15 protein-coding genes are annotated in these 15002 nt (G+C 41.8%); 8 read left to right on the top strand and 7 right to left on the bottom strand.

Going from position 1 to position 15002, the window contains the following annotated elements:
• Positions 1 to 441, top strand: coding sequence for a MarR family winged helix-turn-helix transcriptional regulator (locus P1X15_RS28390; protein ID WP_277341509.1), 441 nt, complete (start codon positions 1 to 3; stop codon positions 439 to 441).
• Between the two features lie 14 nt (positions 442 to 455).
• On the opposite strand, the gene P1X15_RS28385 is transcribed toward P1X15_RS28390, so the two are convergent.
• Positions 456 to 773 (bottom strand): helix-turn-helix domain-containing protein, encoded by a 318-nt coding sequence (locus P1X15_RS28385; protein WP_277341508.1) that lies wholly within the window; start codon positions 771 to 773, stop codon positions 456 to 458.
• A gap of 202 nt (positions 774 to 975) precedes the next feature.
• Here P1X15_RS28385 and P1X15_RS28380 point away from each other — a divergent pair, with 202 nt between their 5' ends.
• Together P1X15_RS28380 and aac(6') are read left to right on the top strand one after the other, a co-directional pair.
• The gene (locus P1X15_RS28380; protein ID WP_277341507.1) at positions 976 to 1896 is read left to right on the top strand and encodes a ClpXP adapter SpxH family protein; all 921 of its coding nucleotides are present in this window, start codon (positions 976 to 978) and stop codon (positions 1894 to 1896) included.
• Positions 1897 to 1961: 65 nt separating this feature from the next.
• Positions 1962 to 2411: an aminoglycoside 6'-N-acetyltransferase gene (gene aac(6') / locus P1X15_RS28375; RefSeq protein WP_277341506.1), complete on the top strand. Its 450-nt coding sequence runs from the start codon at positions 1962 to 1964 to the stop codon at positions 2409 to 2411.
• On the opposite strand, the gene P1X15_RS28370 is transcribed toward aac(6'), so the two are convergent.
• Positions 2406 to 2903 (bottom strand): GNAT family N-acetyltransferase, encoded by a 498-nt coding sequence (locus P1X15_RS28370; protein ID WP_277341505.1) that lies wholly within the window; start codon positions 2901 to 2903, stop codon positions 2406 to 2408. The genes aac(6') and P1X15_RS28370 overlap by 6 nt on opposite strands.
• A 68-nt stretch (positions 2904 to 2971) precedes the next feature.
• A complete protein-coding gene (locus P1X15_RS28365) occupies positions 2972 to 4162 on the bottom strand; it encodes a sorbosone dehydrogenase family protein (protein WP_277341504.1) in 1191 nt (396 codons plus the stop codon).
• A 138-nt stretch (positions 4163 to 4300) separates the two neighbouring features.
• Between P1X15_RS28365 and P1X15_RS28360 the strand changes: the two genes are divergently transcribed.
• A complete protein-coding gene (locus P1X15_RS28360; RefSeq protein ID WP_277341503.1) occupies positions 4301 to 5446 on the top strand; it encodes an NAD(P)/FAD-dependent oxidoreductase in 1146 nt (381 codons plus the stop codon).
• 92 nt (positions 5447 to 5538) lie between these two features.
• On the opposite strand, the gene P1X15_RS28355 is transcribed toward P1X15_RS28360, so the two are convergent.
• Positions 5539 to 6843, bottom strand: coding sequence for an SUMF1/EgtB/PvdO family nonheme iron enzyme (locus P1X15_RS28355; protein WP_277341502.1), 1305 nt, complete (start codon positions 6841 to 6843; stop codon positions 5539 to 5541).
• Between the two features lie 337 nt (positions 6844 to 7180).
• Between P1X15_RS28355 and P1X15_RS28350 the strand changes: the two genes are divergently transcribed.
• Positions 7181 to 8578 (top strand): hypothetical protein, encoded by a 1398-nt coding sequence (locus P1X15_RS28350; RefSeq protein ID WP_277341501.1) that lies wholly within the window; start codon positions 7181 to 7183, stop codon positions 8576 to 8578.
• On the opposite strand, the gene P1X15_RS28345 is transcribed toward P1X15_RS28350, so the two are convergent.
• Entirely contained in the window at positions 8556 to 9566 is a 1011-nt protein-coding gene (locus P1X15_RS28345; RefSeq protein ID WP_277341500.1) for a hypothetical protein, read from the bottom strand. The genes P1X15_RS28350 and P1X15_RS28345 overlap by 23 nt on opposite strands.
• A gap of 145 nt (positions 9567 to 9711) precedes the next feature.
• The gene (ruvC, locus tag P1X15_RS28340) at positions 9712 to 10302 is read right to left on the bottom strand and encodes a crossover junction endodeoxyribonuclease RuvC (protein ID WP_028664801.1); all 591 of its coding nucleotides are present in this window, start codon (positions 10300 to 10302) and stop codon (positions 9712 to 9714) included.
• Between ruvC and P1X15_RS28335 the strand changes: the two genes are divergently transcribed.
• The 3 genes from P1X15_RS28335 to P1X15_RS28325 are packed head-to-tail and all read left to right on the top strand — an operon-like array spanning position 10301 to position 13182.
• The gene (locus P1X15_RS28335) at positions 10301 to 11314 is read left to right on the top strand and encodes a lysylphosphatidylglycerol synthase domain-containing protein (RefSeq protein ID WP_277341499.1); all 1014 of its coding nucleotides are present in this window, start codon (positions 10301 to 10303) and stop codon (positions 11312 to 11314) included. The genes ruvC and P1X15_RS28335 overlap by 2 nt on opposite strands.
• A 12-nt stretch (positions 11315 to 11326) precedes the next feature.
• The gene (locus P1X15_RS28330) at positions 11327 to 12460 is read left to right on the top strand and encodes a glycosyltransferase (protein ID WP_277341498.1); all 1134 of its coding nucleotides are present in this window, start codon (positions 11327 to 11329) and stop codon (positions 12458 to 12460) included.
• Positions 12461 to 12492: 32 nt separating this feature from the next.
• The gene (locus P1X15_RS28325) at positions 12493 to 13182 is read left to right on the top strand and encodes a polysaccharide deacetylase family protein (RefSeq protein ID WP_277341497.1); all 690 of its coding nucleotides are present in this window, start codon (positions 12493 to 12495) and stop codon (positions 13180 to 13182) included.
• A gap of 28 nt (positions 13183 to 13210) precedes the next feature.
• Here the strand turns inward: P1X15_RS28325 and P1X15_RS28320 are convergent, their stop codons facing one another.
• Positions 13211 to 14935 carry a GMC oxidoreductase gene (locus tag P1X15_RS28320; protein WP_277341496.1) on the bottom strand — a complete coding sequence of 575 codons (1725 nt, stop codon included), beginning with the start codon at positions 14933 to 14935 and terminating at the stop codon, positions 13211 to 13213.
• Between the last annotated feature and the right edge of the window lie 67 nt (positions 14936 to 15002).

The raw sequence follows: 15002 nt of genomic DNA, 5'->3' as shown, positions 1-15002 counted from the left end.
ATGAACGATGATGAGCGTTTGTATCTGGAAAATCAAATCTGTTTTCCACTTTATGTAGTTTCTCGTCTTACAATACGCTTTTATACTCCTCTGCTCGAAGAATTGGGTATTACTTATCCCCAATACTTGGTTCTACTGGCACTATGGCAAAAAGACGAACAATTGGTAGGCGAGTTGAGTAAGGTTTTGTATTTGGATTATAACACACTGACACCGCTCCTGAAAAGGCTCGAAGAAAAGCAATTTATCAACAGAAGTCGCTCTAAATCAGACGAAAGAAGTGTATATATCTCGCTTACAGAAACTGGTAAAGCACTTAAAAATCAGGCCGCTTGTATTCCTGACAAAATCATGGAATCGCTAAATAAAGGCGATATGAACATGGACGAAATTGTGGCGTTTCAACAAACACTTTGGAAAATAATGAAGACAGTGGGTTGAAAATGCGGCCATTTTTAGGCAGCTGCCAACTGCTCCAATTGTCGGAAAATAGGAATCAATGATTTTCCTTTTTCCGACAAATGATACTCTATATGAAGAGGTTTGAGCTTTACTACTACTTTTTCCAACAAACCTTGCTCTTCCATTTCTTTGAGAGCTACCGCAATCGATTGTTTGTTGGAGCCTTCTAGCTGACGCAGTAGCGTATTAAACCGCACGGTTCCTTCGAGGGCAAAGCGAAATATCTGAGGTTTCCACTTGCCCGTGAGCATTTTCAAAAGCCCTTCGGCGGGGCAACTGCTATCGGTATGAGTGTGTGTAGGAGTAGTCATGTTTTTCTGACTAATTGATTGGTATGTTTATAGTATTCAACTTTGCATCCAAGTTACTAATCTTACCAAGTTTGCCTATTACATATTTTTGAAACTTTGGAAGTTTAGGACGCTACTTGAAGAGTAAACAACGATTTAAGTAAATAAATTTAAACAAGGTGGATATTCTGACGAATATGACCTAGCCAATACTAAAACAACTATGGAAACAAATCTTAATCCTTTGCTGTGTGATACTGAAGAAGGTATTTGCGAATTGCCTACTAATCAGTCCGAAATAAAGGTAGAAAAAGACATGACGCTCTCAAAAAATGTCAAAGTACTTTATTTTACTGATCCTATCTGTTCGTCATGTTGGGGGATTGAACCACAATTGCGAAAACTTAAATTGGAGTATGGGCAAGATGTTGACATTGAATACCATATGGGGGGGCTATTGCCCGATTGGAGTTACAATAGTGGAGGTATCAGCAAGCCTTCGGATGTAGCGCCGCATTGGGATGAAGTGAGTGTACATTATCAAATGCCTATCGACGGAGATATATGGCTCGAAGACCCTCTACATTCTTCTTATCCTCCTTCTATCGCTTTTAAAGCAGCCCAAAAACAAGACAATCATAAAGCAATTATGTTTTTGAGAAATCTACGAGAAATGCTGTTTTTGCAAAAGAAAAATATCACTCGTTGGGAATACGTAGCGCAGGCTGCCCAAAAAACGGGCCTTGACCTCGGTCAGTTGAAGGATGATTATGAAAACAAAGCAAAAGATTGGTTTCAGGCTGATTTGGATTTGGCTAGAAAGCTGGGGGTGAGGGGTTTTCCAACTTTTATGATTTTTGACCAAGCCGCTAATCATCAGGTGGTTTATGGAGTAAAGCCTTATGCTGTTTTTGAAAATGGTATCTTAAATGCTTATCCTCAAGCCCAAAAAAAATCTTATTCCAAAGATTGGGAAAATTTGTTTGGCTACTATCCTACGCTTACTGCTAAGGAGTTTGCGGTATTGGGTGAAATTTCGGTTCCAGAAGCCGAAAAGCTTTTGGACTCTTTAGTAGAAACAAACAAACTTACCAAACTCATGACCAAAAATGGGGCACTTTGGATGCTTAAAACCTTAGGGTAAGGTATTGTGTTTCGGGTGGTGTTGGGTATATTTATTGATATAAATGTTTTCAAAAAAACAGACCTATGAAGTCAGTAATAGTAGAAAGCCTTTCAGAAAATAATACCCAACATCTGGCTCAACTTTTCCTAGAACTCTGGCCTGAGTGTGATTTTGAGGAAGAATTAGAGAGCTGTCAAGAAATAGCGCACTCAGATACTGAGACGGCTTTTCTTCTTAAATCAGGTGAAATCTACGTTGCTTTTATCCATGTATCGCTACGAACAGATTATGTAGAGGGCGCTACTCAGTCGCCCACGGCTTATGTAGAAGGAATATTTGTGAAAGAAGATTTTAGACGCTTGGGCTTGAGCAAAAAACTCTTACAACTCGCCGAAGAGTGGGCCATTCAGAAAGGCTGTGTGCAACTAGCTTCCGATGCCGAAATCAACAATACCGCAAGTATTGATTTTCATAAAAAAGTAGGATTTGAAGAAGTAAACCGAATCGTGTGTTTTGTCAAAAACCTCTCATAGAGGCTTTTCCATGATAAAATCTTGCATCAAAAAACCATCTCCGATGTCGATATCCTCACTTCCGACGATTTGGAAGCCTACTTTTTCGTAAAAACCCACTGCTTTGTTGTAGCGGTTTACGTTGAGTAAAAGAGAAAGGTCATTGTGTTGGGTAGCTCTAGCCCCAATTTGGGCAATCAGAGCCGCACCTACACCTTTGCCTTGGCTGGCGGGCAATAAATAAATTTTGTGAATTTTTGTTTTATGAAGACCTTGATAATGAAGTTCATAGGAGGCGTATCCTAGAAAACCTGTTTCATCTTTGGCCAACAAAAAAACGTGCCCTTTTTCGGTAATTTGTTGTTTGAGTGAATCTATGCTATACATCCATTCAAGCATGTATGAAATTTGCTTTGGTGAAAGAATTTCGCCAAAAGTAGAAGGCCAAGTTTCGTGGGCAATGCGGTTTATTTCGGGTAAATGTTCTTCTGAAGCAATAATAATTTCTAACATAGATACAAGTAAGGGCGGTTTATTTTGAAAAGCAATTTTTGTATTTCAAAGTTCCGCCCTTCTTAATCTTACTTTAGCTCTAAGAGGTGTATTTTGCCAGTTTGGTGGTTGAGGAGATAGAGCTCCCCCGCTTCGTCTTCGCCAAATGAAGAGAGTGAACCTACCAAACGCGTTAGGAGTTTGTTGGTTGCTTGGCGAGCGTTTTCGTCGTAAGTAAGCGCCCAAATATTACCACTTACATAATCGCCATAAATGTACTGTCCTACAATAGAGCTAAGTTTGGAGCCGCGATATACATAGCCTCCAGTGATAGAACGGCCTTCGGAAGTGCCATAATCAAAAACAGGCTCTACAAAGCCAGTACGGTTACAATTGTTGGCAGGGCTATAGCATTCTTTTCCTTCGGTAACGCGCCAGCCGTAGTTGCCGCCTTTTTCAAGAATATCAATTTCTTCACGGGCGTTTTGGCCTACATCCGCAATCCATACGCGGCCTGTACTGCGGTCAGAGGTGATTTTCCAAGGATTGCGTAGACCATAGGCGTATATTTCGGGACGAGAGCCGGCCATTCCTTTGAAAGGATTATCGGTAGGGATAGCGTAATTTAGACCTCCTTCTTTGGTATTTATATCAATCCGCAAGACTTTTCCGAGCAGATTCGCACGATTTTGGGAGTTGTTTTGAGGGTCACCGCCCGAGCCGCCATCACCAGTGGCGATATAAAGAAACCCATCTTTCCCAAACAATATAGCTCCGCCATTATGGTTGGCGTAAGGTTGGTCGAAAGTAATCAGGATTTCTTCGGAGTTGGCATCGGCAGTGGTTTTGTTGGATTGAAAACGCGACACTACCGACTGTAATTGGTTGTTGAAGCGGCGAGTATAGTTCACAAAAATTTGGCCATTGGTTTTGAAATCAGGGTGAAATGCCAATCCTAACAGCCCAGTCTCTCCGCCAGAACTTACTCGGTTGCTGATGTCTAAGAAAGTTTGGCTTTGGTTTACATTGGCTTCATTTTGAAAAACACGTACTACACCACGCTGCTCTACCACAAAAATCCGATTGGTACCATCGGCAGCGTGAGTCATTTCGACGGGGCTATTGAAGGTAAGGTTACTAAAAACCGGATTGACTTGCCAAGTGGCATTAGGGTCGGGGTCGGTAGTGGGAGGCGTATCGCTCGATTTGTTGCAAGCACCCAACAGCGTTGCTGCTCCTAATGTCCAAAATACGTACAAAACAAAAGAGTTGATTTTCATTATTGATAGAATTTAAGTGTGGGACTTTTTGAAAGTATTTTAAAATACCGTGCCATTCTTAAAACGAAAACTTACTTTATTTATACATTTTCAAAACTACATTTTGCTTACTTTGTTTTAAATCATAAAGGGTAACCCATGAAAAGCAAGGATCAATCAGGCATGTATGATGTAGTCGTAATAGGAGGCGGCTTGGCAGGGCTTATTAGTAGTATAGAGCTTGCCCGAGCGGGGTTTTCGGTGATGGTGATTGAGCGTAAGCATTATCCTTTTCATCGAGTATGTGGCGAATACATTTCCAATGAAGTAAGACCTTATTTAGCACATTTAGGACTAGATTTAAAAGCCTTAGGGGTAAAAGAGATCACACATTTTAGGTTTACCTCTCCTTCTGGGCGCGCGTTAGATACCCAACTTGACTTGGGAGGATTTGGGGTGAGTCGATTTCGGCTAGATTTTGCGCTTTACCAGTTAGCGCTTCAAACAGGAGTGGAGTTTTGTTTGGGGGAGACAGTAAATGAGGTTACAAATGGTTTAGAGAATAGTTTTGAAGTACATATTCAATCTGGCCGAGCGATTCTAGGCAAAGTAATATTGGGGAGCTTTGGTAAAAATTCGAAAATGGATAAGGCCTTGAAGCGAGATTTTGTCCATGAAAAACCCTCCTATATTGGCGTAAAATATCATATTCGAACCCAATTTCCCCAACATTTGATAGCGCTGCACAACTTTCAAGATGGGTATTGTGGTATTTCAGCGATTGAGGAAGACAAATATTGTTTGTGTTATCTTACCACTCGCGACAATCTACGTCGCTACGGTGATATCGCTAATATGGAACAAAATATACTTTGGAAAAACCCACATTTACGCCGTATTTTCACCGAATCAGAGTTTTTGTATGAGCGTCCTGAGGTCATTAATGGTTTTTCATTTACCCCTAAACAAACCATCGAAAACAATATTTTGATGGTAGGTGATGCGGCGGGGTTAATCACCCCGCTTTGTGGCAATGGTATGGCGATGGCGATTCATGGAGGAAAAATCGTGGCAGAACAAACGATGTTGTTTTTAGAAGGAAAAATTTCTCGTTCACAACTTGAAGGTGACTACACAAAACGTTGGAAAGAACAATTTGCAAGTCGGCTTTGGGTGGGGCGCACCGTACAACGCTTGTTTGGGGATGAATGGCTTTCCGAACTATCGCTGAGTATTTTTCAGAATTCAATGCCTATGCTCAAGTGGGTAATCAAGCAAACGCACGGGAAGGTGATAGTAGTATAAATGATGAGATACCTACCAAATTAAAAAGCGGAGGGCATTGCTGCCTCCGCTTTTTAAGTATATTAAGGAAATAAATGAGGAACCGGGGATTGTTATTTGTTTCTTCCTGTTGAAATCATGGCACAACGGAAACCAATCATCGCCGTAGCTGAATCTTGGTCTAGGAAGCGGCGTGTACCAGGTGAGAGCCAGTAAGCCACGTCGTTCCAAGAACCGCCTTTATAAACCCGAAGTTTGTCATTTACAACGGAGTTGCTATTCTTAGAATCGTAGCGTTTTGACTCATCCAAGAAGCCATCGCGACGAAGGGGATTCAAGTCTTTGAAATCCATGTATGACAATGGACGATAAACATCGTATACCCACTCATTTACGTTACCCGCCATATTATAGAGACCAAAGTCATTTGGTGGATATTTGTAAATCTCTTCAGTGATGATAGCGCCGTCGTTTGATTTACCAGCGATACCGGCGTAGTCACCACGCGCACGCTTGAAGTTAGCTAACATCTCGCCTTTGTGTTTTCCGCGAGGATTACGAAGCGAAGAGCCATCCCAAGGATAAATACGCTGGTTTGATTGGTTTTCATCAGCGTATTGAGTACCAATCATAGCTTTTGAAGCGTATTCCCACTCAGCCTCAGTTGGAAGGCGATAGTTAGGCAGTACATAGCCACTTTCTACCGCAGGGCGGGCGGGAGTAGAGGCCATCATAGCTTCAGACTCAGCCAATGCTTGTCCTTTTTTCTTGCTTTTTCTACTTGTAGAAGGTTTTTTGCCTTTACCGTTGGCCTGTTTGGCTAAGTTTGAGTTGACGAAACTAGTACGCCAAGTAGAATAGTCATTGGCTTGCACCCACGATACACCTACTACTGGAAACATCCTGAAACCAGGGTGGCGGAAGTAATAAGTAACATAAGAATCATTGAACGACAACGGATCATACCAAACAGTTGTATCCGGTAGCGCACGCGCATGTACCTCTGCCGAAGAGTCACGCTGAATATAGTGCAAATACTCTAGATAGTGTAAGTTGGCAATCTCAGTTTCATCCATGTAGAAAGACTGTACACTGACTGTGCGCTCGCGGTTGTCACGAGTGTTCATGACATCTTCCTCTAGCGCTCCCATCGTAAAGCGTCCACCTTCGATAAAAACGAGGTTGGGGCCTACTACCTGTGACTTGTAAGGCATCACCACAAAACCATCAGACTCTTGAGCATCTGCTCCTTTCTTACCTTTCTTGCTACCTTTACCACCCTTGGTAGCAAAGTTTGCGTTGGTCGCCGTACTTTTCTTACCCGGATTGAGGCTTGAAGGGTGCTTAGACTTACACGCGCCCAGTAATACCACCGCTGCTAGTACACAAGTCGCCGCTTTCATACTTAATTTGACCATCTAGATTAAATAGTTAACCGTTATTTGTAAATCGTGAAATCTTATAATGTCGAACAATGATAAGGCAAAAATACGATTAATGCCTAAAATACAATGAAAATTCTATCTAATGGCATTATCAATAACTTTGCCAAACTTATAAAATAGAGACAGAGATTCTGTTGTTTAAGGCGAATTGGCTTATTTTGCTGGACTAATAACGAAGATAATTTTGGGCGTATTGTTTATGGAAGTGAGATTTTCGATAAAATGTATAAAAATAAAGTTTTGGGGGAGAAAATGCCCAAAATACCCTGTAAAAAACCTTACTTTCGGGTCTAAATGGTGCTTTGTTTTATTGTTTAACCTACTTTTTAGTAAAAGCCTTTCTGCCCAACATGTGGTCGTAAACGCGGATACAATCCGGCAAACTTTAGAAAAATCGCTGAAATATTTACAACAGATTCAGTGCCAGCAAACTATAGAAGGCCAAGTTTATAAAGGAGAGTGGCCCGCTTATATGCAAATGCACACGCGGTTTTTGTTGCTTGGCACTCGCCACAAGTACCGAGATTCCAATAGTTTTACTACTTCGGGTATTCACAATATCTTGTCAGAGATGTATCTGACCGATAGTTCTTTAGGCCAGATTAAGCCCATGCTTCTGCTCGCTTATCCTGAAATTTTGAGTTATGCGACGGCTCATAGATTTAATTTTTGGAAAAAACTCCCCCCAAACCGTGATTTACAAAAAGGCCCCGAACCTGAGCCCGTACCTCTGGTAAGGCGCCCGACTCATTACAAACTAAAATCAAGATATATCAACAACGCTGCCAATGTAGAAAATGATGCAGACGATACGGCTTCGGGAAATCTGGCTATTTGGTTTCATAATCAGATTTTCGGAGCAAAAGACACGCTAATCGGTGCCAGTGAATTTGACAGCTATCTCGATCAAAACCGCAAAAATCGACATTGGTACAATTATCTTTTCAATGGCATTCCTGAATCGGGAGCTTATATGACATGGCTTGGCAAAGAAGCAGATTTTAAAAAATGGAATATCCTGAAAACGATTGGGCACAACAAAATTTTCTTTTTGAAGAGTAGTATTTGCTATCCTAAGCCCTATCAGCCTTATATTCCTTACGGCACAAACGACCTCGATGCGGTGGTCAATGCGAATGTACTTACCTACTTACAAAAAAAAGGAGAACTATCAAGTAGCAGAGGGAAAGAAGGGGCGCATCGATTCATAGAACACCAAGCGCGACATAAACGCTGGCGGAGAGCGGCGCACTATTATCCTAATCACTATCATTTTCATTATGCTGTTTCGCGGGCTTTGGTGGCAGGTGATACCGCCCTTAAGAATACCGCTCATGTTATGCTTCAACATCTGCTAAAATCGCAGCAAAAAAATGGAAGCTACGTAAGTCGGAAGAAAGTAAATCACCGAGATAAAATTCAATCCACAGTCTATGCCCTTTTAAGCTTGCTTAATTTCAAATCAGCCGGGCTAGAGGTAGCTCATCACTATATTGACCAATCGCTTGCTTTTTTGTTGAGTCAGCGGCAGTTTGAACAAAATCACGTTTACTGGAAAGGAGGGGTGTTTTTTTCGGGAGGAACAGTGGTAAGAAATGCCCTCTATTTTACTTCGGAAGCTTACACTACTGCACTCGTAGCGCAAGCATTGCACAAATATTCTTTACTTCAAGCAGAACCGCCGATCAGTGCGATTGATGGGCGCTAATTGAAGGTGCTGCAATCGTGATATGGAGTAAAGTTTGGGCACTTCCTATGGCGAGCGCGGTGTTGGGGGAGGTAAAAATAGCTTCGTAAATGCTAAATTCATCGTTGAGCTTTACGCCAAATGTTTTGAATGTATCGGTTTTGTCGCTCAATATGACGTGGCCGTTGCAGGCAGTATAAAGATCATATTGCTCATTTGAAACCCGTCCCCATACCAAACCCGCTTGACGAATGATATGTTTCTTTGTGTTGTAGTGGATTCTTCCTTTTTTGCCAATCCAACCACCCATAGCGACAAAATCATTCTCATTATCAAATTGTATTTCATGAAAAATACTGTTGCCAATTTTTTCTTTACGCTTCCATTTCTCATCTTCAAAAGCGTATAAATGAGTTTGATTTGGAGTATACATGAGGGCATACACTTTTTGATTGTAGGGGTTGACTTTGACGCACCATACCATTTTAAAGGCATTACTGTATACTTTTTGCCAAGTTTTGCCACGGTCAATTGTCTTTAAAATAAACCCCAGCGGAATGGTTTTTTGGGAATGAGCAATTGCCGAATTGCCTCCGCATACAAAGGCCGTTGAATCATTGATAACTGCCATGTTATAAAAACAAGCCTTTTCGTAGCCTTTTACCTTGATTACTTCCCAATGCTTTGAAGAGAGATTGTGTTTGTAAATGATTCCTTTGTCGGCGCAAGCGATTAAATTTTGATTGTCAAATCGATCTATTTTGTAAATGTCCACGAATTGATTGGGGTAGGGAATATCAGAAAGATTTCCTAGCGCATCACTAGACTTTAAGGTGCCGTATTTGCCCCCAATCCAGTACTGATTGCCCACCGGAATGATGTCATAATAAGAAGAATCCTTAAACGTTTTTCCTTGTTGAAGTACTTTGATGTGTACTTCTTGGGAAAAAGACGCTAAGGAGACGAAAACAAAAATACAAACAAGCGTTATTTTGGCTGTAAAGTTCAACTATATGAGTTTTTCTAAGGGTTCGGTTGATGGACTTATCTGCAAAAATAGTCAAGCAGCGTTTTTTTACAAACTCTATGTATGACAACTGAGGTAGGTTTTGCCACTATTGCCCCATAAAAATAGACTTACTGTACAATTGTTCCTATTTTATTCGATTAGGATTTTCGCTTACGAAGGCGGACCATCCCCCTTTTTTAGCTCCTTTTTTCTTGGCCGCTGCCGACGGAAGCGAGTTGGCATGGTAATGATGACAAATCGCAATAGCAACGGCATCCGTGGCATCGAGGTATTCGGGTTGAAGCTCAAGCTTAAGAATACTTTGAAGCATAAAAGCGACTTGTTCTTTGGAAGCATTTCCATTGCCAGTTACCGACATTTTGACTGTTTTGGGAGAGTATTCCACAATCGGGATGCTGCGATTGAGAGCAGCTGCCATAGCCACCCCTTGTGCTCTACCTAATTTGAGCATTGATTGGGGATTTTTTCCATAGAAAGGATCTTCAATGGCCATTTCATCGGGCAAAAACTCTTCAATGAGTTGGGTGATTCTGTCAAAGATTTTCTTTAGTTTCAATTCATGACTACTATATTTGTCGAGTTTTAGCACACCGTATTGAAGCAATTCGATGCGCGGCCCCACAACACGAATGACTCCGTAGCCTGCAATACGGGTGCCTGGGTCAACACCTAAGATAATTTTTTCGGTCGGTAGATTAGACATTTCTTTTTGCATGATGCAAAGTAACACCCCTTCGCGGTATTCTTGGATTATTTCTCTCAAAAAAATGGCTTGGGTGTTTAAATGGGGGCTTTTGGTGGCGATGTTGTGGTATTTGTATATGACAATCCAACAAAAAGGCCAAAGTTTAGAAGATGTGTATTGGCAACTTTGTCAAAACCTGAATCGGGAGCATTGGGTAGAATTGGTAATAGTGGGTTTGTTGACTCCTGTCAATTGGGCATGTGAGAGTAGAAAATGGCAGTTGTTGGCGCAAAAAGTAGAAAAAATCAATTTTTTTGAATCATTAAAGGGGGTATTGGCTGGACTAGCTTTGGGGTTTTTACTTCCAAACAACGTAGGAGATGCTGCGGGCAGAGTGCTTTCGCTTCAAAGCCACCAACGGCTTTCGGGTGTAGGGGCTGCATTGTTGGCCAATGGGCTTCAGTTTTATGTTTCACTGATATTTGGAACGCTGGGTATAGGGTACTTAATAGTATATGTGCCGGCCTTTCAAAACAGTGCAGCATGGCTCCTTTTAGGGGCATTGGTGTCAACAATCGTGGCAGGGATTTGGTTGATTATCAAACGGAAAGAGGCGGAGTTTTATCTCAAAAAATTTCGGTGGTTTCGCTGGGTAGCACCTTATGTAGAGATTATCTCGCAGTATAGTATTGGCGAAATCGTGGCGGCTTGGCGGTGGGCAGTAATTAGGTATGGAGTATTTACGCTCCAATTTTTCTTACTGCTTCAGGTGTTCAAAGTTACGTTGCCTTTAGGAGCAGCTATATCAAATATTTTTTTAGTGTTTTTTGCAAAAACATTGATTCCGGCTCTCAACTTTCTAGGTGATTTGGGGATTAGAGAGGCCTCTTCTTTGTATTTTTTTAGTTTTTATGAGGTAGCTCCCAGTCAAATTGTAGCGGTGACATTGACGCTGTGGTTTGTCAACATCCTACTACCCGTATTGCTAGGGATAGTTTGGGTAATGAAATTGAAATGGTGGGGCAATGATTTCAAACCATAACTGTAAAAAGAGATGATATTTGTCGGGGGAGTGGCGGTGTTGGTATATGCGGTGGCCTGTATATGGCTTTGCATTATGTGGAATCGTATCAGGGTGCAGTCGTCAAGCAAAGAGTATATTTTACCTCTTGATTTTAAATTGTCGGTTATTATTCCAGTTCGCAACGAAGCCGCCAACATACACGTATTATTAAGTGATTTACAAGTACAATATTTGCCCAAAAAATATTTTGAGGTCATCGTTGTAGATGATGCTTCTACGGATCGTACCGCCGAAATTGTGGAAGATTTTGGGGTAAAAAATGACTTGGATTTAAAACTTATCAAGCTTATAGATAAGCCTGTGAACGCGCCCAAAAAAAGAGCAATAACGGAAGGCTTGGCGATAGCAACGGGGCAGCTTATTGTTACAACTGATGGTGATTGTAGGGTAGGAGAGAGATGGCTAGAGACCTATGCAAAAACGTATTTGGAAACTCAAGCACATTTTATCAGTGGGCCGGTAACATTTGTGGACGAAAAAAATAGCTTTCACTGTTTTCAGACTATCGAATTTTCGAGTCTGATAGGGACAGGGGCCTGTTTGCTTGAAGCGGGGTATCCTACGATGTGTAATGGAGCAAATCTGGCCTATGAAAGAAAAGCCTTTGAGGCGGTAGGAGGATATAGTGGTGTAGATCAAATTGCGTCAGGAGATGATGAGTTTTTGTTACAAAAAATCAATCAATTTTATGGTGGAGGCGTCTATTTCCTTAAAAATCAGACTGCAATTGTGCGTACCCAACCTCAAGAAAGCTGGAAAGCGTTTTATCAACAACGTATCCGCTGGGGTAGCAAGTGGGCTGTTAATAAAAGAGTGGCTACCATGATAGTGGCCGTTTTTGTATTTTTAGTAAATACTTTTACATTACTAATATTAACTTCTACATTAATTGATAATTTTCAGGATAAGCTAATTAATACAATTTTAATTGTTAAATTTTTGCCAGAATTTTTGTTTTTAAGTTTGATTATCAGATTTTTGAAAAAAAATAGGTTGATTCCTTGTATTCCTTTAGTGCAACTTTTTTATCCAATGTATGTACTATTGTTTGGAATAGTTTCCCAACGAAAAGGATATGAATGGAAAGGTCGAAAATTGAAATAAAATAAGATACCAATCTCCCTAAAAAACAGCTCATGATCCCATTGTTTGTACATAAGTCTCCTCTTTTACTAAAGGCTATCTATGCGCCTTTTGTGTGGAATATTCCGACTCAAGAGAAAGTGGTATACCTTACGTTTGATGATGGCCCTATTCCAGACGTAACAGAGTGGGTGCTAGAGCAACTCGCTAAATACCAAGCAAAAGCAACTTTTTTTTGTATTGGTGATAACGTATGTAAGCACCCTGATATTTTTGCAAAACTCGTAGCCCAAGGGCACAGTATTGGTAATCATACTTTCAATCATCTTAATGGTTGGAAAACCAATGATACCATGTACTGGGAAAATGTAGGTAGATGTAATGATATACTACCTGTGGAGACCAACTTGTTTAGACCTCCTTATGGGCGCATCAAACTGAGTCAAGCCAAGCCTCTTTTGGAAGACCATCACATTGTAATGTGGGAAGTACTTACGGGCGATTTCGAGAAATACCTTAGTCCAGATCGTTGCTTAGAAAAAACCCTGCGCTATACTAGCCCAGGGTCGATTGTAGTGCTGCATGATAGCCTCAAAGCATGGCGAAACATGAGCTATGTGTTGCCTCGGATGCTAGAGGATTTATCAGGAAAAGGCTATCGTTTTGAGGCCCTTCCTCAGCAAGCACCTTTGTCCGAAAAATTGTCGTTCAGTCATACCCAAGCTCTAAAAACCCAGCATTGAATGGGTGAAAGTTTTTTAATTCAATAAATTAGAGATTTTGTTTTTTCATTTCTTTGACCGCATAATCGGCGGCTCGTGCCGTCAAAGCCATATAAGTTAGGGAAGGATTTTGACAAGCCGAAGAAGCCATGCAAGCACCGTCAGACACAAACACATTTTTGCAAGCGTGTACTTGATTGAAGCCATTTAGTACGGAGGTCTTTGAATCGCGCCCCATTCGAGCGGTGCCCATTTCATGGATAGCAAGTCCGGGTGCTTGGTGATTGTCGAAAGCGGCGGTTACTTTAATACCTGCATGATGCATCATTTCTTGCGCCTGTTCGATTGCATCCAATACCATTTTGTCTTCATTCTCATTCCACCGACAGTCAATTTTGAGGGTAGGTAAGCCCCATTTATCTTTTTTGTCGTGGTCGAGTTCTATTTTGTTGTCGATATGCGGGAGCATTTCCCCCATGCCTGTCATGCTGAAAGTCCAACGGCCAGGGCGGGTCATGCTTTCTTTAAATTCGCTACCAAACTCCAAATTTCCGGAGCCACGTTCCCAGCCTTGCCTTCCTGCACCGCAGGCATAGGCATAGCCCCGTACAAAATCTTTTTGGCGGTCGTTGCCTAAGTTGCGAAAACGAGGTACATAAGAGCCCGCAGGGCGTCGTCCGAAGTAATATTGGTCATCAAAATCATGACCTTCATAGACGCCGCTAACTCGGATGCGATAGTTGTGATCCATAAGATAGTGCCCCAAGGCACCACTATCGTTGCCTAGGCCGTTTGGAAAACGATGCGAAACAGAGTTCATCATGATAGCAGTACTGTTGAGGGTACCAGCATTGACAAAGATGATACGGGCATAATATTCGGTCATAGCAAGGGTATTGGCATCAATGACTCTGACGCCCGTAGCTTTTCCTTTTTTGTCGTCATAAATGATAGAATGTACGATAGAAAAAGGCAACAGTGTGAGCTTGCCAGTTTTGACGGCGGCGGGCAAAGTGGAAGACTGCGTGCTAAAATACGCCCCAAACGGGCACCCACGGCTACACCAGTTGCGAGATTGACAAGCCGAGCGCCCTAGAGCGGTATGAATAGCCGAAGGCTTGCTCAGATTGGCAGTTCGGCTGATAATAAAATGACGGTCGTTGTAATGTTTGGCAACAGTTTGTTGGAAATGTTTTTCTAAACAATTGAGCTCAAAAGGGGGTAAGAATTCGCCGTCGGGCAGGGTTTTAATCCCGTCTTTGTTGCCTGCTACTCCGATAAATTTTTCAACATAGCTATACCAAGGGGCCATGTCTTTATACCTAATAGGCCAATCAACCCCAATTCCTTCGCGGGCATTTTCTTCAAAATTGTCTTCATTCCAACGCTGAACCCACCGCGCCCACATGAGCGATTTGCCCCCAACTTGATAGCCTCTTGTCCAGTCAAAAGGTTTGACTTGGGTATAAGGATGCTCATCGTCTTTTACAAAGAAGTGATTACTATATTCATTGGCGGCGGGGCCGGTTTTGCGTTGGATAGGCACCCGCTCGGCGATTTCGAGCGGAAGCCGCCCGCGATGAGCCATTTCCCAAGGCGCTGACATCGTAGTGGGATAATCGGTCACGTGTTTTACGTCACGGCTACGCTCTAGCACGAGGGTTCGCAAACCTTTTTCTGTCAGTTCTTTAGCGGCCCATCCACCACTGATTCCGGAGCCAATGACAATGGCATCATAAGTATTATTTTTTTGAGCGTCGAGGTTGAGATACATTCTGGTTGATGTTTTGCTAAACTTATTATAATAAGTATTGGAACGGTTTTTTATACCTCTTGTGGTT

The sequence above is a fragment of the Runella sp. MFBS21 genome (genome assembly GCF_029433105.1).
Lineage (GTDB): Bacteria > Bacteroidota > Bacteroidia > Cytophagales > Spirosomataceae > Runella.
This window is presented reverse-complemented; position numbering and strand designations above follow the sequence as displayed.